General features: G+C 44.7%; 14 protein-coding genes. 13 read left to right on the top strand and 1 reads right to left on the bottom strand.

The genetic code is table 11. The annotated features are described in order from the left end of the window. Positions 1-78 precede the first annotated feature (78 nt). The 11 genes from QVD32_RS04275 to QVD32_RS04225 all read left to right on the top strand — a co-directional run bounded on the left by QVD32_RS04275 (position 79) and on the right by QVD32_RS04225 (position 19,680). A complete protein-coding gene (locus QVD32_RS04275; RefSeq protein WP_040296151.1) occupies positions 79-3,267 on the top strand; it encodes a SusC/RagA family TonB-linked outer membrane protein in 3,189 nt (1,062 codons plus the stop codon). A gap of 11 nt (positions 3,268-3,278) precedes the next feature. Further along, positions 3,279-5,045 carry a RagB/SusD family nutrient uptake outer membrane protein gene (locus tag QVD32_RS04270; protein WP_021892451.1) on the top strand — a complete coding sequence of 589 codons (1,767 nt, stop codon included), beginning with the start codon at positions 3,279-3,281 and terminating at the stop codon, positions 5,043-5,045. Positions 5,046-5,073: 28 nt separating this feature from the next. After that, positions 5,074-6,264 carry a glycan-binding surface protein gene (locus tag QVD32_RS04265; RefSeq protein WP_046411495.1) on the top strand — a complete coding sequence of 397 codons (1,191 nt, stop codon included), beginning with the start codon at positions 5,074-5,076 and terminating at the stop codon, positions 6,262-6,264. Positions 6,265-6,349: 85 nt separating this feature from the next. Next, the gene (locus tag QVD32_RS04260; protein ID WP_021892453.1) at positions 6,350-7,453 is read left to right on the top strand and encodes a glycoside hydrolase family 5 protein; all 1,104 of its coding nucleotides are present in this window, start codon (positions 6,350-6,352) and stop codon (positions 7,451-7,453) included. 8 nt (positions 7,454-7,461) lie between these two features. Further along, entirely contained in the window at positions 7,462-10,032 is a 2,571-nt protein-coding gene (locus tag QVD32_RS04255) for a glycoside hydrolase family 2 protein (RefSeq protein ID WP_021892454.1), read from the top strand. Between the two features lie 15 nt (positions 10,033-10,047). Beyond that, entirely contained in the window at positions 10,048-11,073 is a 1,026-nt protein-coding gene (locus QVD32_RS04250; protein ID WP_021892455.1) for a glycoside hydrolase family 5 protein, read from the top strand. A 7-nt stretch (positions 11,074-11,080) separates the two neighbouring features. Continuing rightward, positions 11,081-12,436 carry a glycoside hydrolase family 140 protein gene (locus QVD32_RS04245; RefSeq protein WP_287710153.1) on the top strand — a complete coding sequence of 452 codons (1,356 nt, stop codon included), beginning with the start codon at positions 11,081-11,083 and terminating at the stop codon, positions 12,434-12,436. Between the two features lie 33 nt (positions 12,437-12,469). After that, a complete protein-coding gene (locus tag QVD32_RS04240) occupies positions 12,470-13,633 on the top strand; it encodes a glycoside hydrolase family 130 protein (RefSeq protein ID WP_021892457.1) in 1,164 nt (387 codons plus the stop codon). A gap of 6 nt (positions 13,634-13,639) precedes the next feature. Continuing rightward, positions 13,640-15,055, top strand: coding sequence for an MFS transporter (locus QVD32_RS04235; RefSeq protein ID WP_021892458.1), 1,416 nt, complete (start codon positions 13,640-13,642; stop codon positions 15,053-15,055). Positions 15,056-15,072: 17 nt separating this feature from the next. Then, positions 15,073-17,730 carry an alpha-L-rhamnosidase gene (locus QVD32_RS04230; RefSeq protein ID WP_021892459.1) on the top strand — a complete coding sequence of 886 codons (2,658 nt, stop codon included), beginning with the start codon at positions 15,073-15,075 and terminating at the stop codon, positions 17,728-17,730. Positions 17,731-17,748: 18 nt separating this feature from the next. Beyond that, positions 17,749-19,680: a sialate O-acetylesterase gene (locus QVD32_RS04225; protein WP_118687125.1), complete on the top strand. Its 1,932-nt coding sequence runs from the start codon at positions 17,749-17,751 to the stop codon at positions 19,678-19,680. Positions 19,681-19,753: 73 nt separating this feature from the next. Here the strand turns inward: QVD32_RS04225 and QVD32_RS04220 are convergent, their stop codons facing one another. Further along, positions 19,754-21,295: a sulfatase gene (locus QVD32_RS04220; protein WP_021892461.1), complete on the bottom strand. Its 1,542-nt coding sequence runs from the start codon at positions 21,293-21,295 to the stop codon at positions 19,754-19,756. A gap of 167 nt (positions 21,296-21,462) precedes the next feature. Between QVD32_RS04220 and QVD32_RS04215 the strand changes: the two genes are divergently transcribed. Both QVD32_RS04215 and QVD32_RS04210 read left to right on the top strand, forming a co-directional pair. Next, complete coding sequence (locus tag QVD32_RS04215) at positions 21,463-24,048, top strand: glycoside hydrolase family 31 protein (protein ID WP_021892462.1); 2,586 nt, start codon at positions 21,463-21,465, stop codon at positions 24,046-24,048. 85 nt (positions 24,049-24,133) lie between these two features. Further along, the gene (locus tag QVD32_RS04210; protein ID WP_147401588.1) at positions 24,134-25,624 is read left to right on the top strand and encodes a choice-of-anchor Q domain-containing protein; all 1,491 of its coding nucleotides are present in this window, start codon (positions 24,134-24,136) and stop codon (positions 25,622-25,624) included. The last annotated feature ends 83 nt before the right edge of the window (positions 25,625-25,707 follow it).

Here is a 25,707-nt window from a genome sequence, read left to right as displayed (position 1 = left end):
ATAAGATTGTTAATTTTAAATTTATTACAAATGAAAAGAAACCTGTTTTCTTTCCCACGTTCTCAAATGGTGGGTAAAATGCTCAGAGCTATGTCGTTTGTAGTGGCTGTGTTTTGGGCAACGACCGCTATGGCGGACATAGTGGTGAAGGGAGTAGTAGCCGATGATTCGGGCTTACCTATTCCCGGCGCTAATGTTACCGAGTTGAATTCGAAAGGTAACGGAACAATTACCAATGTAGACGGACAATATTCGATTGTGGTGAAAGGTCCTAAATCGGTGTTGCGTTTTTCATTTATCGGATATACAAAGGAAGACGTAACCGTGGGCAATAAAACACAGATCGACGTGCAGTTGAGTGAGGATTCAAAATCGCTCGATGAGGTTGTTGTCATCGGTTATGGTACGATGCGTAAGAAGGATTTGTCGGGAGCCGTCGCTTCTATCAAAAGCGAGGATTTAATGATCGGTAATCCGACAAGTTTCAGCCAAGCCCTACAAGGAAAATTGGCTGGTGTGCAAGTTAATTCTAACGATGGTGCTCCCGGTTCGGGTATGAGTATTACCATTCGTGGTGCAAACTCGTTTTCGACCAGTTCACAACCGTTGTATATCGTAGATGGTATCCCTTTCGATGCGGGTAGCGCACCGACGAGCGGCGCAAACGAAAACAACAACACCACTTCCAATCCGTTGTCGTTGATTAACCCCAACGATATCGAGTCGATCGATGTTCTTAAAGATGCTTCGGCAACGGCTATCTACGGTTCTCGTGGAGCCAACGGTGTTGTCTTGATTACAACGAAAAAAGGTAAATCGGGAGCTGCCAAAGTTGAATTCTCGGCGAACTTCGGTCTTTCGAAGATCTCGAAAATCGTGGAGAGCCTCAATGCTTATGAGTATGCCAACTTCGTGAACGAAGCTACGATCAACAACGCTTTGTACGACAACACTCCGTATGCTTACCTGCCTTACCGGGGTGACTGGAATTATCGTCGTGACCCGCAGAACAACATTATACCTGAGTCGGGTACGTATGAGCCCGCACCCGAAGACTTCTTGAATCCGGGTTGGCACGAGGACGAGTATGGAAACCGTGAGTGGGTCGAAGGTACTAACTGGTTGGACGAAATCTTGCAAGACGCCTTTACCCAAGAGTACAACATCAGCGTATCGGGTGGTAACGATAAATCGCACTATGCTTTCTCGGGTAACTATACCGACCAAACCGGTATTATACGCAACTCGGGTTACGACCGTTTAGCTGTGCGCGCCAACGTGGGTAGTCAAGTAAAATCGTGGTTAAATACCGGCTTGAATATCAACTTTACCAAGTCGAATACCCGTTTTGCCAAATCTAATTCCTATGATTACAGTATCATTCGTTCGGCCATGTTGTATCCTCCCACGATTTATGTGGGCGACCATACACAAGACGATGAATACTTCTGGCTGTCGGCCAACCCCCGTACCTATGTAAATACGGCTAAGGACGAATTGAAATCGATCAATGTCTTTACCTCGGCTTTCTTGGAGATTAAATTTACCGATTGGTTGCGCTTCCGTCAGAACTTCGGTATGAGCTATACCGACAACGAGCGTTCTACCTACTATCCCCGTGAAACAGGTGAAGGTAAAAACTACAACGGTCGTGCCGGTAAGAGTGATAACTTCTACCAAAATATAACGGCCGAGTCTGTGTTGACCTTCGACAAAACTTTTGCCGATATTCATCACTTGAATGTAGTAGCCGGTTTCACTTATGAAAATACCAACTGGGGTGGCAAGGCTATCAACGCCTCAAATTTCCCTACCGACATTACCGAAGACTACAACCTTTCGCAAGCGTTGACCATCGACGCTCCCACCAGTAATCGTGGCGAGGCTACATTGGTTTCATTGCTGGGTCGTGCCAACTATGTGTTGAAAGATCGTTACATCTTTACTGCTTCGTATCGTCGGGACGGTTCGAGCCGCTTCGCTCCCGGAAACAAATTTGCCAACTTTGCTTCGGGTGCTGTCGCTTGGGTGCTTTCGGAAGAAGATTTTATTAAAAACTTGAACATATTCAGCAACTTGAAATTACGTGCCAGTTACGGGCAGACCGGTAACCAGGGTATCAATAGCTATCAGACGATGGTTTCGTTGGGTTCGGCAAACTATCCTTTCGGAGGTATTACCGACAGCGGTTTCGCCGGAGATACTAGTAAAGGCCCGTTGAATAAAGATTTGAAATGGGAGACTACCGACCAATATAACGTAGGTTTGGACTTCGGTTTCTTGAAAAACCGTATCGCCCTCTCAGTGAATTACTATTACAAGAAAACCAGAGATTTGTTGCAATACGTGTCGATTCCCTCCTCGACTGGTTTTTCCAATATGTGGACCAACTTCGGCCATGTGACGAACGAAGGTATCGAACTTACCGGTCAATTCTATGCCATAGATACCAAAGACTGGGGATTGGATTTCGACGCCAACATCGCGTTCAACCGTAACCGCATCGGTGGTCTCACCGCCGACCAATATGCCAATAACCTGTGGTATAGTGCCAAAGAGGTGTTTATTCAACGTAACGGATTGCCCATCGGTGCAATATTGGGTTATGTAGAAGATGGCTTTTATGATAATCTTGCCGAGGTGCGCGCCGATCCTCTCTATGCTAACGTCTCTGACGTAGAGGCTCAACGTATGGTGGGTGAAATCAAATATCTCGATGTAAACGGTGACGGTAAACTTACGACCGAGGATCGTGCTATTATCGGTGATACTAACCCCGATTTTACGTATGGTCTTACGGGTAATTTCCGTTGGAAAAACTTGACTCTGAGCTTGTTCTTCCAGGGAACTTATGGCAACGACATCTTCAATGCCAACCTTACCAACATTTCCATGCAGAGTGTGAGCAACATTCCCAAGTTTGCGTATGAAAGTCGTTGGACGCCTGATAACACCGAGAATGCCAAATGGCCTCGTGCCACGATGGCTCAGACTCGTGAATGGAGAATTTCGGATCGTCACGTCGAAGATGGCTCTTATTTGAAACTTAAAACCATCAACTTGGCTTATAACTTCGGTTCTCCTTGCAAAGGAATAGAGAATTTGACGGTATTCGGTACGGTGAACAATGTGTTTACGATTACCGGTTACAGTTGGTATGATCCAGATGTGAATACGTTTGGCCAGGATGCTTCCCGCCGTGGTGTGGATATTTATTCTTATCCTGCAAGCCGGACATTCAGTTTAGGTGTAAAAGTAACGTTATAATTTGCAAGACAATGAAAAAGAAAAGATTATCGATATATGTGACCATGTTGGGGTTGGCGATGGCGACAGCGCCGGTCTTCACTTCGTGCGAAGATATGCTCGAAGAAAAACCCTACGACTTTATCTCTCCCGACGATGTGCCCGATTCCGACGACGGAGCCGATATGTGGACGACCGGTGTGTACGAAACGTTGCACTCCTCCATGTTCCGTTACGGGAATATGCCCCGTCCTTTCGACTACGATTGCGACAATGTGTCGGGTGCTACTTGGCAGTTCGACCAGTTCGGTAACGGTAACTTTCAAGGTTCGAACAACCATTGTGACGTAGTATGGACGGGTATGTACTCTGTGATCAATCGGGCCAACGAAGCCATCGAGCGAATCAATGAGATGAAGAACCTCACTGCCAGACACCGCGATAATGTGCTGGGCGAGTGCTATTTTTTGAAAGCTTGGGCCTATTTCATGCTGGTGCGCGCCTATGGCGATATACCCGTTTATTCGGTGAGTGTGAACCAGTCGCAACAATACACGAATAGTCCTCGTATACCTATTGAAGATGTCTATACGCAAACTATCATTCCGCTGTTGGACGATGCCAAAGACATGCTTTATAAAAACACCGACACCAATTTCCAAGCCGGTCGCGTGTGTGCTGCTTCGGCTGCCGGTCTGTTGGCAAAGGTATATGCTACGATTGCTTCGGCTGCCATGCCTGAGGGTGAAATCGTAACGGTGAAAACCGGTCCGCAATTTGTGATGCAGAACATCAACGGGACCAACACGAAAGTGTATACCGAGCCGGTTCCTATGGATTTCGCCAAAGACCAAGTGGCCGGTTACGAGTCGTTCAATTCGCAAGAGTATTATCAACTAGCCTACGATGTGGCCAAGGATGTGAAAGGCGGCGTTTACGGTACGCACAACTTGGAATCCTATGACCTGATTTGGTCACCCAGCGGTAAAACGTGCAGCGAGCATCTATTCAGCCTGCAATCCAAGTCGGGCGACGAGTTGTACGGAACCCTCTTTACCTACCACTATTGCGGTATGACAAACGAAAAAGGGCACATTGAAAACAGCCTCACAGTGGGTAACAGCAAACATTGGTACCTCCTCTTCGAAGAAGACGACTACCGGGTAGACAAAGGTGTGCTGCACTGCTGGATTCGCGAAGGCTCCGATACCAGCTGGGGCGGCGGTTCCTACTTCCCCAATTTCGGTAAATGGCAAGAGATGGTAACAAATCTCGAATCTCCATTCGACAATCCTGAGGTGACTGCCGGGTGGCGTTGCGACGAGGGCGGTTCGGAGCAGTTCTTCGCCTTCACGACAAAATACAGTCAGCAAGTGACCGATCAAACCCTGCAACGTACCGATGCCAACTATCCGTTCTTGCGTTATGCCGATGTTATTCTGATTATGGCAGAGGCTTCGAACGAGTTGAAAGGCCCGAATGACGAGGCTATCGGTTTGCTCAACGACGTGCGTAAGAGAAGTAATGCTACGCCGCGCGAACTCAAAAATTATTCGACCAAATCGGCTTTGCGCTCGGCTATCTTGGAAGAGCGTTCCATGGAGTTTGCCATGGAAGGCGATCGCCGTTGGGACTTGATTCGCTGGGGTATTTATTTGCAAGCGATGAATGCACTGGGTGGAACTGACGTGTGCGGAAACGTGAAGAGCCGTTCCGAGAAACATCTGCTTTTCCCCATTCCTACGCTCGAAGTTCTCACGAACCAAGCTATTTCGAGCAATAATCCCGGTTGGAGTTAATTAGTGTATAACCGAAAAATTGATAAAAATGAAAAATATAAAATATATGGCTGCGTGGGCGGCAGTGCTGTTTGCCTTTTCCGCCTGTCAGGACGTTGTGGAAGTGGAGGATCTCAAAGCAAAAGACGATATTCCTTCCAACGGAGCTCCTGAGATTACGAAAATCGTGCTGGCCAACGATAAAGAGTTTGAAATCGATGGCGCCGACTTTGAGGACATGGTGCGCATCGAAGGTAAAAATCTCGGTAATGTAGTGTCGGTCAAATTCAATGATGTGGAGGTCGACCCCAAAGAGATTTATGCTCGTTACGACATGTTGTTGGCTCCGGTTCCCCGTCAGTTGCCGGGCGAGGTGACCGATATGCTTTACATCACGACCAAGAACGGTTCGGTATCGAGACCTTTCACGGTATCGATTCCTGAGTTGAAAATCGACGGTTTGCAAAATGAGTTTACCAATCCCGGCGATACGACGGTGATTTCGGGCGATAACTTCGACCTTTACGGTATTACCGTCGAACAGGCCGATGTGCGCATAGGCAATGCGATTTGTACCGTAATCGACGCTACCCGCTCGGATATTACGCTGCAAATCCCCGCCAACGCCCAGCCCAATACCGACCTGACCATTCAGGGCGGTGAGATGGCTGAGCCGGTGGCTATCCCGTATATGAATACTGGGCATCAAATCTTCGATTTCAACGATTGGCCGGGTTCTGGTGGATTTACTCATTCCAGCCAATTCCCCGATAATACTCTCAACTTTTTGTGTGATGGTACAGAGGGAGATGGTTACCCCGAACCGTTGAATGAGGGTATGAAATACTTGCGTTTCCACGGGAATGTGGGCGCTTGGGGTTGGATGGTGTTGTGGGCAGGCTACATTCAAGTGCCGGCCGAGGTGGCTGCCGATCCTGCTGCGTATAACCTATGCTTCGAGGTTTGCACGAATGCTTCCTATCCGCTGAACTCGACCACGCGGATAGCTTTGGGTAATTTCATGTGGATGCCTGGTGCGAGTGGAATTCCTGTCAATACCTATGGCGGGTGGCGTACTATGCGCATAGGCTTGGACGAGGTAAGTGAAAATACGATTCTTCCCGATGGCTGTAGCCCGGCACCGGATAACACGGAGTGGAAAATTGTATTCACGCCGACCGATGCCATGGACTTCGACCTGAGCATGTGCAACTTCCGCTTTTCTAAAAAAATAGGCTGAGAATAACTGTGATAAGTCGGGTAGGACAACGTCCTGCCCCGGCTTATCGCTTTAATTAAACTATACACTATTTATTTTGATTTTTATGAAGGTTAAAAAGATTTTGACATTTGCTTTTGCCGCCGTGTTGATGGCTTCAATGACTTCCTGCGGCAATGAAGATGGCCCCGGGGGAGACGGCGGTAATGGTGGTGGAACCGAACATACCGAATACTTCGGTGTGAATATGTCGGGAGCCGAGTTTGGTAATGTATATCCCGGTGTTGACGGCACGCACTATGGCTATCCCACCAAAAAAGACTTGGAGTATTTCAAGGAGAAGGGACTGCGTATGATTCGTTTCCCGTTTCGTTGGGAGCGTATCCAAAGCGAAATGAATGGCCCGCTTATCACTACGGAGTTGGCCAAGATGAAAGAATTCGTGCAAGCAGCCGAGGACTTGAACATGAAAGTCTTGCTCGATATGCACAACTTCGGTCGTTATTGCGTCTATTCCAATGGTGTGAACTCTGACGATAACCAGTTCGTTGTTATCGGCAATGCTCAATGTACGGTTGAGAACTTCTGCGATGTGTGGAAAAAATTGGCTGCGGAGTTCAAAGATTACAAATGTATCTGGGGGTACGACATCATGAATGAACCTTATGGCATGTTGCGCACAACGCCGTGGGAGACCATTGCACAGGCTTGTATCAATGCCATTCGTGAGGTCGATACCGAGACTATGTTGGTCATCAGCGGTAATGAGTATAGCTCGGCCAGCCGTTGGAAAGAGGTGAGTGACGGATTGAAAAACTTGGTTGATCCCTGTGACAACATGATTTTCCAAGCTCACGTTTATTTCGATTGGGATGCTTCGGGAAATTATTCCAGATCGTACGATGAAGACGGTGCGACTATTCAAACCGGTGTGGCTCGTCTGCGGCCTTTCGTCGAATGGTTGAAAGAAAACGGCAAACGTGGTTTTGTAGGGGAGTATGGTGTGCCCGATGACGACGGTCGTTGGCTGGATATTCTCGATTCCGCTTTGAAATATTTGCAGGAAAACGGTGTGAATGGCACTTATTGGTCGGCCGGCCCTCGTTGGGGCGATTATAAATTGGCTGTACAACCTACCGATAATTATACGGTAGATCGTCCTCAGTTGGCAACGTTGTTGAAATATAAAACTACGGTACAAGTATATTAATAAGAAATATGAAAAGATTCATCACAGGTAGTTCTCTTATTTTAGTGTCTATTTTGTCAGGATTTCCCGTTCAAGCCGGGAAATCCTTAGACGAAATAGATAGGGAAGGTTTTGCTGCGAAATACATTCTCTCGGAGTTGCCGGGAATCTCGATGATTCAGGTTTCGTCGGTCGATACAGTTCGAAGTCCAGAGTCTCTCTCTCTCGATGGAATATGGCTCATGGCCGAAGGCGGCGATGAAAAATTCCGTCTTAAAGACGTTTGGACCGATGCCGTGGAGGCTGTTGTACCGGGAAGTGTACATACTGCATTGTTGATGAATCGTATTATCCCCGATCCTTATATCGGGCAAAATGACTCGATCGCCGAGCAACAGAGTTACAAGACATGGTGGTTTAGTAAAAAATTTACATTGAATGAACTGCTTGAAAATCCTATTCTTTCATTCGGCGGTGTAGCGAATCGTTGTACCGTTTGGCTGAATGGGAAAAAACTGGGTTCTCACGAGGGAATGTTCGGAGGTCCCGATTTCGCTGTGAAGAAATATTTGAAAAAGGAGAACACGCTTGTGGTGAAACTCGATCCGATTCCTCAGATGTTTTTAGGAAATTGGCCTCCTAACGCTAATGAAAGTTGGAAGTATACCGTGGTGTTTAATTGTGTTTATGGTTGGCACTATGCTCAAATTCCGTCATTGGGAATTTGGCGTTCGGTAAAACTGGAATCACAGGCTCCGGTGGAAATAGAGGCGCCTTTTGTATCGACCCGTTCTTTGCAGGGCGATATGCGGTTGGCAGTGACTCTCAAAAAAATAAATGCACCGCTAAAAGGTAAATTACAAATTAGGATCGTGCCTAAAAATTTTGAAGGTGCTCCTCAATTCTTTGAACATGAAATTAATTCGTCGAAGAAAACCGAACAGTTTTCATTCGATTTCAAAATAGATGCTCCCCGCCTTTGGTGGCCTAATGATATGGGAGAACAGTCTCTTTACGATATGACAGTCGCATTTATTCCTCGTAACGGAGCTCGCCCCGATGTGGAAAAGACATCGTTCGGTATTCGTACGATCGACATGGCTCCGTTTCCGGGAGGCGAGCGAGAAGACCGTTATAATTGGACTTTCGTCATTAATGGTAAACCTATGTTTGTGAAGGGAACCGGTTGGTGTACGATGGATGCTTTGATGGATTTTTCGCGAGAAAAATATGACCGCTTGTTAAGTATCGCTAAAAGTCAGCATATTCAGATGATGAGAGCGTGGGGTGGAGGATTGCCCGAAACCGATGATTTTTATGAATTGTGCGATAAGTATGGCATTATGGTGATACAAGAGTGGCCTACGGCGTGGAACAGCCATAATACGCAACCGTTCGATATGTTACAGGAGACGGTAGTGAGGAATATGAAACGTATCCGAAACCACCCTTCTTTGGTTATGTGGGGCGCCGGTAACGAATCAGATAAACCTTTCGGGCCGGCTATCGATATGATGGGGCGTTTGAGCTTGGAGCTCGACGGTTCCCGCCCGTTTCACCGAGGAGAGGCATGGGGCGGCAGCGATCATAATTACAATTGCTGGTGGGACGATGCTCATTTGAATCATAATTTAAATATGACTTCTCCGTTTTGGGGAGAGTTCGGAATTGCTTCTCTACCGCATATAGAGAGTGTGAGACGTTATTTGGCCGAAGAGAAAGATAGATGGCCGTCTCGTCCGGGCGATCATTTCCGTCATCATACTCCTATTTTCGGGACAATGGGAGAGTTTGGCAAGCTCTCGCAATATTCGGGATACTTCATGCCCGATACCATATTGGCCGAATTTATTACAGGGTCTCAGCTCGCACAAGTTGTCGGAGTAAGGCATACGTTGGAACGGGCTCGTACTTTGTGGCCCGAAACAACCGGAGCTCTTTATTACAAGATGAACGATAATTATCCGGGTGTCTCTTGGTCGAGTGTCGATTACTACGGAGCGATTAAACCGGTACATTATTTCGTGCAGAAATCTTTTGCACCATTGACGGGAGTTTTGCTTTTCGACCGGACGAATTTGTCGAGTCAAGAAGTATCGTTGCCGTTGTATTTACTCGATGATTGTCGTCGGTTGAACGGTAAAGATTACACGGTATCGGTGACAGTTTATAATGATCGATTGGATACTGTCGTATGTCGGGAGTTCAATGGGCATAGCGAATTGGAAACCGTAAAAAATTTGGGTAATCTCGATTTGAATCGAGTACAGACGAAATCGACCATGTTGTTTTTTGTTGTCGATGTTTGTTCGGAGGGTAAACGATTATCTCGTAATTATTATTTTACCAATTATGAAGTTCGTCGAGGGGTAATTATGTCGATGCCTCGTACAGAGATTACCATGAAGAGAGATGGGCGACAGATAACGGTGACGAATGTCGGGAAACTGCCGGCCATAGGTGTCTATGTGGAATCCCCCGGATATGCTCATGAATTTATTGCGTCGAAAAACTATTTGTGGCTCGATCCGGGAGAGTCGCAAATTATCGAGGTGAATGTCGACTATCCGGTTTGCGTGAAAGGTTGGAATATAAATTAGGAAAACAGATATTGTATGAAAAGAGTAGTTTTTGTAGTTGCGTTAGGTTTGTTATTGTGCAGTTGTAGCAATAAGGTAGCTAAAACGGAAGGTAAACCTTATGGTGTAAATATGGCTTGTGCCGACTTCGGTTCCAATTTCCCGGGTGTATATAATACCGATTATACCTATCCTCAGGCTTCCGATTTGGATTATTGGAATGAGAAGGAATTGAAATTAGTGCGTTTTCCATTTAAATGGGAACGTTTACAATATGAATTGAACGGAGAACTGAATCGTCATGATCTCGACAAAATGAAAGATTTTGTTGCTGCGGCAGCAGAGCGAGACATGGTTGTCATGTTGGATTTGCATAACTATTGTCGTCGTTATATGAATGGCGAGCATACGATTATCGGGACAAACGGGTTGACACCGGAACATTTGGCTTCGTTCTGGAAATCGCTGGCTACGGAATTTAAATCATTTGACAATATTTATGCTTATGGGTTAATGAACGAACCTCATGATTTGGATTCTTGCACGACTTGGTTCGAGATGGCGCAATTGTGTATAGACTCCATTCGTACGGTCGATATGGATACTCGTATTATGGTGGGGGGCAATCATTGGAGTTCGGCTGAACGTTGGGTTGAACTTAGCGATACGTTGAAATATTTGAAAGATCCTGCCGATAAGTTGGCATTCGAGGCGCATGTCTATTTCGATGCAGATGCTTCCGGTACTTACAAACGTGGATATGATGAAGATTCTTGCTATCTTGAAAAGGGTATAGACCGTGTGCGTCCCTTTGTGGAATGGCTGAAAGCCAATAAATTCGAAGGCATGGTCGGTGAGTATGGTATTCCCGATAGTGATTCGCGTTGGAACCTTGTATTGGATAAATTTCTGTCTTACTTGCAGGAAAACGATATAAACGGTTGTTATTGGGCTGCCGGACCGTGGTGGCCGAAAGACGAATTTATGGCGATTACTCCGGTAGACGGGAAAGACCGTCCGCAGATGGAAGTAGTGGGTAAATATTTGACAACGCAAAAATAAGATCAATATGCCCCGGTATGTATTCATATTGTTTCTTGCATGGATTGTCCCGGCTCTTGTCGAAGTACGAGCGGATAGTTGGTCGGGTAAATCGGTCGATTTTTCTCACGGAGACTTGTGTGTGTCTCCCAACGGGCGTTTTTTGCAACATACCGATGGAACTCCGTTTCTCTATTTGGGAGATACGGCTTGGGAGTTGATTTATCGATTGAACGAACCGGAGGTGGAACTGTATATGGAAAATCGTCGAGCCAAAGGGTTTACGGTGATTCAAACGGTTATATTGTCCGAGCTCGATGGTTCGGACGGGATTAACAGGCCATTGATAAACGGTTCTCCGTCTACTCCCGATCCTGATTATTTCAAATGGGTAGATCGTGTTTTAGAAATAGCCGGGGAGAAAGGGCTTTATGTGGGATTACTTCCTACGTGGGGTGATAAAGTGGATAAACAATGGGGTGCGGGACCAGAGATATTCGACGAGGCGAATGCTCGTGAGTATGGCCGATGGCTCGGACGTCGATATGCCGACACTCCCAATATTATATGGATTATCGGAGGAGATCGTAGCGGAGAGGGTAAGAACTTTACCGTTTGGAAAGCGATGGCCGAGGGCATTAAGGAGTGTGATAAACGGCATTTAATGACTTACCACCCGCAAGGGGAACATTCTTCTTCTTTTTGGTTCCATGATGAGACTTGGCTCGATTTCAATATGTTCCAAAGCGGACATGCTCAACGCGATTATGCCATATATAGGCGATTGCTACTGAACGATTTACAGAAACAGCCGATCAAACCGGTCTTAGATGGGGAGCCTCGGTATGAGAATATACCTATCGATTTTAAATCGGAGAATGGTAGATTCGATGATTTCGATGTCCGTATGACATTGTATCAAAGTATGTTTAGCGGAGCTTGCGGATATACTTACGGTTGTAATGAAGTGTGGCAGATGTATTCCGATAAGTATTCTCCGATGATAGATGCGCAAACAACTTGGAAAGAAAGCCTGGATTTAGCCGGGGCTTGCGATATGATACATTTCAGAAAATTGTGTGAGGCTATCGATTTTTTCCGAGGAAGACCATTGCAATATTTGATAGAGCGACCGGAACAGACCGATGACGATTATGCTGTGGCATACGGTGGAAAAGATTATGTTTTATTTTATATGCCTTATGGTCACAGCATAACGGTAAATCTGTCCGGTTGGACTCAACGAAAAAACGTTCGGTTGGAGTGGTTTAATCCGCGTAACGGGGAACTAATATTTTATAAAAATATCGAGACAAGTGAGGCTTTTGAAGTCGTATCGCCAACACAAGGACGAGGAAATGACTGGGTTTTGATAGCCCGTTGATTATAAGATTATTTATTAAGATATTATATGGTTATGGTACAAGAGTTAGAGAGATTGAGAAAAGAGTATGAGGCTCTTATTTCAAGAAAAAACGAGAAATGCAATAAAAATAACGGGGTTTACGTTCGATATAAGTATCCTGTATTGACTGCCGAACATGCTCCTTTGATTTGGAGATATGACTTCGACGAGAAAACCAATCCCTATATGGAGGAGCGTATCGGTATCAATGCGACGATGAATTCGGGTGCTATTAAATTGAATGGAAAGTATTACTTGGTGGTGCGAGTGGAAGGCGATGATCGTAAGTCTTTCTTTGCAGTGGCCGAGAGTGATAGCCCGGTGGACGGATTTCGTTTTTGGGACTATCCTATTTTGATGCCCGAAACAGATATTCCCGATACCAATATGTATGACATGCGTCTTACTGCACATGAAGATGGCTGGATTTACGGTATCTTTTGTGCCGAACGCAAAGATCCCAATGCACGTCCGGGAGATTTGTCGGCAGCAGTTGCTTCGGCCGGAATTGCCCGGACAAAAGATTTGAAAACGTGGGAGCGTCTTCCCGATTTAAAGACTCGCAGCCAGCAGCGTAATGTCGTTTTGCATCCTGAGTTCGTGAATGGGAAATATGCTCTTTATACCCGTCCGCAAGACGGTTTCATCGATACGGGAAATGGTGGAGGCATAGGCTGGGCTTTGGTCGATGATATTTGCCATGCAGAGGTACACGACGAAGTAATTATCAATAAACGGGAATATCATACGATTAAAGAAGTGAAAAATGGAGAGGGTCCTCACCCGATTAAGACTGAAAAAGGGTGGTTGCATCTTGCTCATGGGGTTCGTTGTTGTGCTGCCGGATTGCGCTATGTGCTCTATCTTTACATGACTTCTTTGGAGGATCCGACCAAAATGATTGCAGAGCCTGCCGGATATTTCATGGCCCCGGTCGATGAAGAACGCATAGGAGATGTTTCGAATGTTTTGTTTTCCAACGGTTGGATTGCCGATGAAGACGGGAAAGTGTACATATACTATGCTTCGTCCGATACGCGTATGCACGTTGCCGAATCGACAGTAGACCGTTTGGTGGATTATTGCTTGCATACGCCTGCCGACGGATTGCGTTCGATAGAATCGGTACGGACTATTATCGCTATGGTCGATCATAATAAAAAAATATTGAAATAAGATATCATGGAACACGTAAAATTAAGGGAAAAAATAGGGTATGGTCTGGGTGATGCCGCCTCTTCCATGTTTTGGAAGCTCTTCACCATGTATTTGTTATTTTTCTATACCGACGTGGTGGGAATCTCGGCAGCGGTAGTGGGAACCATGTTCTTGATTACCCGTATCTGGGATACATTCCTCGATCCTTTTATCGGGATTTTAGGCGATCGTACGCACTCTCGTTTCGGAAAATTCCGCCCTTATTTGTTATGGGGAGCTATACCTTTCGGGTTATGCGGCATATTGACTTTTTCGTCATGGGGTGGAGATTCCGAAATATCGAAAATCGTATATGCTTATGTCACTTATACGCTCATGATGATGGTGTACTCGTTTGTCAATGTGCCATACGCTTCGTTGTTAGGGGTAATGTCGCCCGACCCGCAGACTCGTACATCATTGTCTTCATACCGAATGACTTTTGCATTCGGGGGGAGTATTTTGGTGTTGTTCCTGATAGAGCCGTTGGTCGATATATTCAGTAAAATGAAAATAGTCGACGGCGTTCCGTCACAGGCATTCGGTTGGCAAATGGCTGCCGTCGTTTTTGCCATATTGGCGGCTATTATGTTTTTCCTTACTTTTTCGTGGACAAAAGAACGGGTAAAGCCTATCAAAGAAGAGAAAACATCTTTGAAAGACGATGTGAAAGATTTGGCTACGAACAAACCGTGGTGGATTCTTTTGGTGGCCGGTATCATGGTTATCGGGTTTAATTCTTTACGAGACGGTTCGGCAGTCTATTATTTCAAATATTATGTAGAGGCCTCCGACACGTTCTCTTTTACCTTTATGAGTGCTTCGGTTACGCTCATCACCATTTATCTTGTTTTGGGACAAGCTGCTAACATATTGGGTATTATGTTGGTTCCTACGTTTACACGGTTGATGGGTAAAAAATATACTTTTTTGACGGCAACGGTAGGGGCTACCATATTCAGTATCCTATTCTATTTCTTACCCAAAGACGGCATTTATGGAATATTGGTGTTGCAAATCATCATTAGTATTTGTGCCGGTATTGTTTCTCCGTTGTTGTGGTCGATGTATGCCGATATATCGGATTACTCGGAATGGAAAACTGGACGTCGGGCTACGGGCCTTATCTTTTCATCGTCATCGATGTCTCAGAAATTGGGGTGGACATTGGGTGGCTCTTTGACCGGTTGGCTGTTGTTCTATTTCGGGTTCGAGGCCAATACGATACAATCAGAATCGGCATTGACCGGGATTTGTTTGATGATGAGTATATTCCCGGCCATAGCGACCGGAATATCGGCACTTTTTATTTCGAGGTATCCTTTGAGCGAAAAACGATTGTCCGAGATTTCTTCCGATTTGGAGAATCGCCGTGAGATTGCCGAACAAAATAAAATCTAATTATATAGATATAAGCGATGATGAACAGGGTATTTAGTTACGGATTGAGCATATTATCAGGTTGTATATTGGCGGCTTGCAGTACAAGTCCCGAGGCTCCGTATTCCTTAATGTGTGAGTATTTGTCGGAACCGTTGGGAATCGATATGTCTTCGCCGAGATTGTCGTGGAAAATCCCGGTCGTGAAGACAGATTCGGTAAAGTCTTGTCGGGTATGGGTCTCTGCCGATAGTATGGCAGTGATAAACGGCTCTGGCCAATGTTGGGATAGCGGCGAGCTTCCGAGTGATATCCGCAGGATCGTTTACGCCGGCGATTCGCTGCAATCTTGGACTAAATATTATTGGAAAGTCGGATATAAAACGAAAAGAGAGGATCGCTTTGTTTGCTCACCGCTGTCGTCGTTCACCACAGGTATGATGTCTCCCCAAGAATGGGGCGATGCACGATGGATTAGCGATGGCCATGATAAGGATTATCGCCCGTCTCCTTATTTCCGAAAGGATTTCGAAGTGAGGAGAAACGTAAAACATGCTTATGCGGTTATCGCCGCTGCCGGTTTATATGAACTTTCTGTAAATGGTTCACGCATAGGGGACCATTTTTTGGATCCTATGTACACTCATTTCGACAAAAGGGTATTATCGGTTATGTATGATATAACGCCCAATTTGTCGGAGGGAGAGAACGTCATCGGGGTACAATTGGGAAACGGGTGGTATAATCATCAATCCACGGCAGTTTGGTTTTTCGATAAAGCCTCGTGGCGTAACCGCCCTGCATTTATTATGCAAGTACGAGTCGAGTATGCCGACGGAAGTATCGAAACTATATCGACCGATAGCAGCTGGGTAACGACCGACAGTCCTGTGATATTCAACAGCATTTATACGGCGGAACACTATGATGCACGGCAGGAAATCGAGGGTTGGAATACATCGGGAATCGATGTTTCACAATGGAAAAATGCTAAGGAAGTATCTGCTCCTACCCAGCGAATAGAGGCTCAATTAACTGTGCCGGTGAAGGAAATCGTCCGTCACAACGCTTCACGGTTTGTAAAAATAAACGATACTTGTTTTGTCTATCATTTCCCTGAGAATATGGCGGGAACGGTGGAACTTTCGGTAGAGGGGAAAGCGGGCATTGTTTTACGATTGAAACATGGGGAGATGCTGAATGAAGACGGTACGGTGAATTTAGCGAATATCGATTACCATTATCGTCCGACCGACGACAGCGACCCGTTTCAAACGGATATCGTCATATTGAGGGACGGGGAGACTCGATTTACTCCTAAGTTCAATTATAAGGGTTTCCAATATGTAGAGGTGACTTCGTCCGAACCGATAGCTCTCGATGAAAATAGTATCGTAGCATTGAAGATGCACAGCGATGTGCCGGAGATAGGACGGTTTCGTTCTTCGTCCGATTTGTTGAACAAAATATGGACGGCCACCAATAATTCCTATTTGGATAATTTGTTCGGTTATCCTACGGATTGTCCGCAACGGGAGAAAAATGGTTGGACGGGCGATGCACACATTGCCATAGAGATGGCTTTGTATAATTTCGATGCGATTACGGTTTATGAGAAGTGGTTACTCGATTTTATAGACGAGCAACGTGAAAACGGTGTTTATCCTTGTATCGTACCGACTTCGGTATGGGGATTCGATTGGGCGAACGGCGTGGATTGGACAAGCGCGTCTATCATTATCCCGTGGGAAATTTATCGGTTTTATGGTGATGAGACTCTTATGCGGCGTATGTATCCTTCGGCGAAGAAATATGTAGCTTATATCGAGTCTATTTCCAAAGATAACTTGACCGATTGGGGACTTGGCGATTGGATCCCGGTGAGAAGTAAAAGCGATGTGACTTTGACTACTTCTATTTATTATTATACCGATGTATCTATTATGGCGAAAGCTGCTAAACTCTTCGGTTATGTCGATGATGCGGTTTATTACGAAGCGCTTGCCGATAGGATAAAAGAATCGATCAACGACCGTTATTTGGACAAAGAGACCGGTCTTTATGCATCGGGTACTCAAACAGAGTTGGCTATGCCTCTTTATTGGAATATTGTTCCCGATGGATATAGGGAGAAAGTGGCAGAGCAATTGAACCGCAGAGTCGTACAGGATTCGTGCCATATCGATGTAGGGTTGCTGGGTAGTAAAGCTCTCCTCGGAGCCTTGTCTGATAACGGTTATCCCGAAACAGCCTATCGGGTGGCTACACAAGAAACATATCCTTCTTGGGGGTATTGGATAAAGAACGGGGCGACGACCTTACATGAAAATTGGCGAATCGATGTCGTTATCGATAATTCGTTGAATCATATCATGTTCGGTGAGATCGGGGCATGGTTGTATAAAACGTTGGGAGGTTTGAGAATCGATGAATCGAACCCGGCTTTCCGGCATGTTTCATTACGTCCGTATTTCCCCGAAAATTTGGACTATCTCGAAATCGAACATGAGACACCTTACGGTTGCATTTCGACTTCGTGGAAACGGGACGACGAGGGTAATATTCTTTATGAGTTCGATTTGCCCGAATGTGTGTCGGCAACGTTTACCCCGTTGGGAGACAATGTGACGTATAACGGCGATACGATCTTCTTTACGGGGAGTCATAAACTTAAATTAGAGACTGCAACACATTAATCTTTAATCGATATTTATATGAAAAAGGCTTTCTCGTTTTTGGTATTGGTTTTCCTATGTGGAACGTTTTCTGCAAGGCTTTCGGCCGAACTTTCCATGCCGCACATCTTTGCCGACCACATGGTTTTACAGCGAAACGAGGCAATCAATTTATGGGGGAGTGCGAGCCCGAAAGAAAAAGTTACTGTCGAACTGAATGGGCAGAAGACGAGTGTCCGTGCCGATGCATCGGGTAAATGGTACGCAACTTTGCGTCCTATGGAGGCCGGTGGCCCTTATACGTTAATCGTGAAAGGGAAAAAAGAATGCCTCGCTTTCGACGATGTTTTGCTGGGCGAAGTTTGGATATGTAGCGGGCAATCCAATATGGAGTTCCGTTTACATGCTGCGATGAATGCCGAAAAAGAGATTGCAGACGCCGAGAATTATTCTTTTTTGCGCTCGTTTAATGTGAAACAAGAGATGTCGCATCGTCCGCTTTCCGATTTGCAGGGTGAGTGGAGAGTATGTGATTCGGGGAGTGCTGGTGATTTTTCGGCAGTAGGTTATTTCTTCGCCCGTGAGTTATACCGGGAATTGGGTGTTCCTATCGGTTTTATCAATACTTCGTGGGGTGGAACTGATATTGAAAGCTGGATGAGTATGGATGCTATCGACAAGTTCCCCAAGTACAAACGATTGCAAGATCGTATGCGTTCTTCGCAATTCGAGGAATACGTTCGCCGTAGCGATGAAAATCGAGCTAAATTTATCGAATCGATGAAAGCCGAACCGGGTATTTCTGAAAAGTGGTATTTGCCTTCGTATTCCAAAGACGATTGGAAAGAAGTGAGTGTTCCCGGACTATGGTCCGAAGAAGAACTGGTCTCTCTCGATGGAGTGGTGTGGCAAACCTGTCGTTTTACATTGTCGGAGAATTATGTAGGGAAAGAGGCGGTTTTGAGTTTGCATGTGATTGACGATGATGATATTACATGGATTAATGGACAAAAAATAGGAGAGACCGTCGGTTACGACGTGCGACGCCTATACAGTGTTCCTGCCGGTGTCTTGAAAGAATCGAATGAGATTACTTTAAAAATATCGGATTATAGAGGCGGTGGAGGTTTGTATGGCCCGGCGAATGAAATTTATTTGAAGGTCGGGGATAAGACTATTCCTTTATCCGGAAAATGGAAATATAAAGTTTCGGCTTCAAATTCCGATTTCGATTTTGTAGAATATGGGCCTAATGCTTATCCCTCATTACTCTATAATGCTATGGTTAATCCTTTGGTGGGATTGAGTATGCAAGGAGTTATATGGTATCAGGGCGAAAATAATACCAATCGAGCCAAAGAGTATTACCACCTGTTCCCTGCTATGATTAATGATTGGAGAAAAAAATGGGGGAAAGACTTTCCATTTTATTGGGTTCAACTTGCTAATTATATGGATGTAGTTGAAGTCCCTTCGGAAAGTTTGTGGGCGCAAGTTCGTGAAGCCCAAACGCAAACACTTTCTTTATCTCATACCGGTCAGGCCGTAATTATCGATATAGGAGAAGCAAAAGACATTCACCCTAAAAATAAACAGGAGGTAGGACGTAGATTGGCTTTGCATGCCCTTCATAATGATTATGGATTTTCCGATGTGGTTTGTGAAAGTCCTATGCCTAAGACCGTTCGTCGGGTGCAAGACAAAATTGTCGTACAATTCGACAATGTAGCTGATGGGCTGATTGTAAAAAACAAATATGGATATTTAATGAGTTTCGCCGTTGCCGGAAATGATGGAGTATATAAATGGGTGCAGGCTAAGGTGGCAGGGAAAGATCGGGTTGTTCTTTCATGTCCCGATGTGATAGACCCGGTGTCGGTGCGGTATGCATGGGGCGATAATCCCGATGATGCCAATTTATATAATTCGGTAGGACTTCCGGCTACACCTTTTGAAATCAAGATAGAATAATATTTCCGTTAGAAAACATGAAGGGCAATAGACATCTATCTATTGCCCTTGTTAATAGTCCTGTAATTATGTCTTAAATTTCGTCCGGCCAGGGACAAGGTTTCCCTGTTTTTTTAAAAGAGGGGCGTTGTCCGTTCGTTTGTCGTAAGAATTTGCCGAGCTCTTTGGATAACTTGTTTATTATTTGAGGATATAAAGCTGCCACGTTGTTATTCTCCTCTATATCGTTCGGTATGTCGTATAGTTCTTTTTCTCCGGTTTCGTAGAAGTAAATCATTTTCCAATTGTCTTTTCGAATGGTACAGGACGGTCCTATTCCCGGTCCTTTTTCTCCCCATATATTCGGACAATTCCAATAAAGGCTGCGTCCCTGCGAAGGATTTTTGGTCTGTTTTAGCAGAGGAACAAAACTGATACCATCGATTTCTTGTGGAACATCGTAATCGTCGATACCGGCCATTTCGAGAATAGAAGGATAGAAATCTTCTATAATCAAATAGTCGTTGCACCGTGTGCCGGGTTGTACCGTGCCGGGCCAACGGACGATCATAGGTTCGCGTATTCCTCCTTCGTATGCAGAGCCCTTTCCACATTTTAACGGGAAATTTTGGGTATACAGAGGTTCGTCCCTCCAACCGCTTCCTGTCGCATATCCTCCATTGTCACTCATGAATATAACGATGGTATTGTCGGCTTCACCATTCTTTTCCAGCCAATCCATAATATCTCCTAGACTTTTGTCCATTCCTTCGATGAGCGAAGCATAAGCCGCTTCTTTGTCCGACAATCCTTTCTTTTTGTATTTGTCGTAGAAACGGACATCTTTGTCTATGGGAACATGAATGGCATAATGCGACATGTAGAGGTAAAACGGCTGATTGTATTTTTTAGCTTTATCGAGGGCTTTTAAGGCTTCTTGGGTGAGAGCTTCTGTCATAAATGTGCCTGTTCCCCAATATTTTTCTAATCCCGGGACGGAGAACAGCGATGTAGAATTGCCTGCTTCGTCGTATCCATAATTGCGCTCGCTCAGGTAAGTTGCCGGGCCACCGGCCGCATGTCCTGCAATGTTGGTCTCGAATCCGAAATGGTAGGGACTCTCTCCGGGAGTATCTATTGCACCCCAATGGGCTTTCCCGCAGTGGATCGTGTGGTAACCGTTGTCTTTTAACAATTGCACGAAAGAAGTAGCGATAAAGGTATTGTTTGTTCCATGAACTTGTGCTATGCCGTTGTAGTTCCAATCGGGAACTTCCAGAGTATTGCTGACGGCATCGGTTTTCGTGTTTTTCCGTAGAGTCCAATTCGTGACTCGATGGCGCGAGGCATTACACCCGGTCATCAAGCTGCATCGGGTGGGAGAACTTATACTGGAAGCATAGGCCTGAGTGAACATCATACCCTGCTGAGCCAATTTTTCCATATTAGGCGTTTCATAACGCTCGTTATACATGGTTCTTTGGGTCCAAAAGGGGAGAGACGTATCTTGCCACCCCATATCGTCTACCAAAAATAAAATGATATTCGGACGATTATCGGGTACATGGCTTGTACCGTATGTATGCATTACCGAGGCTATGGGTATTAAACTTAGTGTCAATAATGATTTATTCATGGTTATTCATTTTGTAAATACAAAGATAGATAAAAAAGGAATTATTAAAAATGGCAGTTGTCATTCGGTTGAATCATATTGATAAATTGAATATATAAAGTTGGGTATATTTTTCTGGTTTTATCGTCTTAACTCATAAAAAACTGTTATAGCTTAAATTGATATCCATGAAAAAAAATGTTTTGTTTTTCTTTTTCGTGATTTTATTTCCCTTAGTCGCTTATAGTTCAGGTAACGATGCTGTTGCTAATCCGGCAGCCGTAGTCGAGGAAGGTGATGTGCGATTTACCGTTTTGACACCGCGTGTTATCCGTATGGAGTGGGATTCTTTGCATAGGTTCACCGATGAGCGTTCGTTTATTGTGATTAATCGGAATTTGCCGGTCCCTGAGTTTAAGAAAATTATAAGGGGAGGTAAATTGACGATTCGAACGGACGAATTGGAACTGACATATAAATTGAATACAGGGAAATTTTCAAAAGAAAATTTAGAGATAAAATATCTGAACAAAAAAAGACCCTTTACGTGGAATCCGAGTGTTACTCAAAAGCAGAATTTGAAAGGGACTGCCCGCACATTGGATCGTATGGACGGTACGACCTTTATTAAGAGGAACGAACCGAGGCACGAGTTACAGTTGGAGGACGGTATTTTGTCTCGTGACGGTTGGACTCTTATCGACGATTCGTCCGGTTTGTTGTTCGATAATAGCGATTTTTCGTGGGTAAAAGAGCGGGAGAACAGAACGGTACAAGATTGGTATTTTATGGCTTATGGTTCGGATTATAAAGCTGCCCTCAAAGATTTTACTCTTTTTGCCGGAAAAGTACCACTGCCTCCTCGTTTCGTATTCGGGTATTGGTGGTCGCGTTATTGGGCATATTCCGACAATGAGATGAGAGATGTGGTTTCGCAATTCGAGAAATTCAATATTCCGTTAGATGTGTTGGTTGTCGATATGGATTGGCATGAGACCGATAGTTTATTCGCCAAACCGGACAAATGGGGACAACGTAAACATTGGACCGGTTATACATGGGAGAAGCGTTTGTTTCCCGATCCCGATCAATTTTTTGACTGGGCCAAGTCGAAGCATCTGAAAACGACCTTGAATTTGCATCCGGCATCGGGTATCGCTCCCTTTGAAAGCCAATACAAAGATTTTGCGAAACGTATGAATTTCGATATATCTACTCATGAAAATATTCCGTGGCAAGGCTCTAATAAGAAGTTTATGAGTACGTTGTTCGATGTCGTGTTGCATCCTATTGAACAGCAAGGTGTGGATTTTTGGTGGCTCGATTGGCAGCAATGGGTTTTCGATAAGGATATAGAGAAACTGAATAACACTTGGTGGCTCAATTATACTTTCTTTGAAGATATGAAACGCAATACCGATAAGCGTCCATTGATTTATCACCGTTGGGGAGGCTTGGGAAATCATCGTTATCAAATAGGTTTTTCGGGAGATGCTTATATTACGTGGAATACGCTCGAATATCAGCCCTATTTTACCAATACGGCTTCGAATGTTCTTTATGGATATTGGAGTCACGATATAGGAGGGCATAAGTTCATCGAAGACGATAATGTTTATCAATTTGATCCTGAGATGTATGTCCGTTGGGTACAATATGGCGCTTTGAGCCCGATTTTGAGAACGCACTCAAATAAGGATCCATCGTTGGTAAAAGAGATATGGAGATACCGCGACGAATATTTCGACGCATTGTATAACGCTGTAAGATTGCGTTATCAATTAGTCCCTTATATCTATACGATGGCAAGGGAGACTTATGAAACAGGAGTTTCGCTGTGCCGCCCAATGTATTATGATTATCCCGAAGACGAGCGGGCATATACTTATTCTCGCCAGTACATGTTCGGGGATAATATTTTGGTAGCTCCAATCGGGGCTCCGATGGAGAATGGGGTATCTGATGTGAAGGTTTGGCTTCCGGCCGGTAACGACTGGTATGAATGGCATACGGGCACGTTATTGAACGGCGGACAGGAACTTATCCGACAATTTTCTATCGAAGAATATCCTATTTATGTTAAAGCCGGTGCTGTAATTCCCATGTATGGAAAAGAGGTGAATAGTTTGGACGATAATCCGAAGAAACAAATTATCGGTATTTTCCCGGGTGCGGCGGGTGAGTTTTCTATTTATGAAGATGCAGGTAATGATCAGAGATATGTTGCGGAGTATGCTACAACACGGGTAACGTCGCAATTGGAAAATCGTATTCAACGGATTAAGATTGCTCCGAGGGAGGGTCATTATCGAGGAATGAACCATTCGAAAGATTATCTCGTCCGGTTGTATGGAGCCGAAATGCCTCGATCGGTTAGCTTAAATGGCATGAAGGTAAATTATACGGTGTTGCCCAATTCCAGTGAATGGTCATATTGCGGTAAAGAGTTCATGGTTTCGATTCCTATATCGAATGCCGATTGTAATAAGTCGTACGAAATTGTGGTTGAGTTTGATAAAGCGAATGTTGTTGATGTAAACGATGGAATGATTAAACAATTGAAAACTTTGCATCGAGCTATCGCCAATCGAAAATTTAAATATGCCGGTAATTATGTCGTGCCCGAAGTTACCGGTTTCTGTTCCGAAACGAATTTGAAGGTTTCGTATGACCCTGACAATTTCTGTCATTATATAAATTATTTCAAGACCCATTTTCAAGAAGCTATGGAAATCACGTTAAAAGATGATTTGGTAAGTCCTTTTGCCAAATGAGTAATACTTTAATAGGGAGAAGTGGGTATAAAATTGCGAATATATCGTCTTTACAACATAATTATTAATCTTAAATTTTAGTGACATGAAAAGGCTTTTTTTACTTGCGGGTGTATTGATGTTGATCGGAGGTTTGTCAACAATGAATGCCGAAGTTATTTATGTGACCGAAAACGGCGTGGGTGATGGTATGTCGTGGAATAGTGCCGCTCCTTTGGCGGATGCTCTTTCATGGGCTGCGAAAGGAGATGAGATTTATGTGGCAAAAGGTACTTATACCGGTAGCTTTGCGTTGAAAGTGGCAGCAACCGTATATGGTAACTGTGAGGGGACTGAAACCGAACCGCCTACATATACTTCGGCCGAAGGTCTTGAAACTTTTTTGAAAGGCGATGGTAAACGTGTCGTCCTTTTGGACGGAGGGGCAACGATTTATGGCTTTGATATATCTGGCGGGGACGCTTCGGAAGAGACTACCGGTATAGCTCGTGGCGGCGGACTTTATATCAATAGCGGGGGCGGTGTGGCCAAGTATTGTCGCATACACGATAATAAAGCTATCGACGGGACTAAACGTTTGTTGGAGGGAAATCGTATTCCACAGAGAGGTGTTGGCGGTGGTGCTTATGTGTGGAACGGTCGGTTGGAAAACTGTATCGTTGAGAATAACATCGCGACGACAGATCCGTGGCTGAAAGAAGATAATTCCGTATGGTCAATGGGTGTTGGCGGTGGTGTTTGCTTGGAATCTTCTGGCGATCCGGGAGATGCCGTAGTCGTTAATTGTATAATACGGAATAATTATACAACTCCAGATGATGACGAAAGTTCTTATTATCATCAAGGGGGTGGTATTGCCATTAAGTCGGGGTATTTGATTAATAGTCTTATCGTAGGGAATAGGGTGAATGGATCGAATAATAACCAAAATGTCGGCGGTGGTGTGTGTACTACCGAAAAGGAGGCTTATATAATTAATTGTACAGCCTATGACAATCATGTAAAAGGATTGGGTGGCGGTTTCGGATTCCAGTCTCAAAATGCAGATGGAATGAGGGCTGTCGTATCAAACTGTATCGCATGGGGTAACACTTGTCGAGATGACGATTATGGTACAGGTAATGCCAATATTCGTTTCGGAAACGCTCAAACCGACGGAGAACTTCCCAACCGAGTAACCATCAATGTGGTATGTGTTCCAGAGAATACAGTAAGTGCCAGTGCAATTACCTCCGATCCTATGTTTGTTGATGCAGCGAACGGTAATTTCCGTTTAGCTGAGGGTAGCCCCTGTATCGATGCCGGCGATGATCCCGCTATCGAAGGGTATGATACCGATTTGGACGGTAATGCCCGTATTTTTGGAGCAGCTGTTGATTTAGGACCGTATGAAGTTAATGACGGCAGTGCCATAGAAACCGCCGAAACCAATGGCGGTGAAATCGTTCGTGTTCAGTATTACACGATGCAGGGAATCGAAGTGACTTCCCCGTCTGTATCGGGACTCTATATTGTCAAGAAGACGTATGATACCAAGAAAGTAGTTGTTGAAAAAAACTTTATTTCGGTCAAATGACTTCGAGCCTTTCGAAATAGTATGGTGAATAAATAAAAAACTTAGAAAATAGTTTGAGAATGATGGGTATAAAATTTTATACC

The sequence above is a fragment of the Barnesiella sp. genome (assembly GCF_022723415.1).
Lineage (GTDB): Bacteria > Bacteroidota > Bacteroidia > Bacteroidales > Barnesiellaceae > Barnesiella > Barnesiella intestinihominis.
This window is presented reverse-complemented; position numbering and strand designations above follow the sequence as displayed.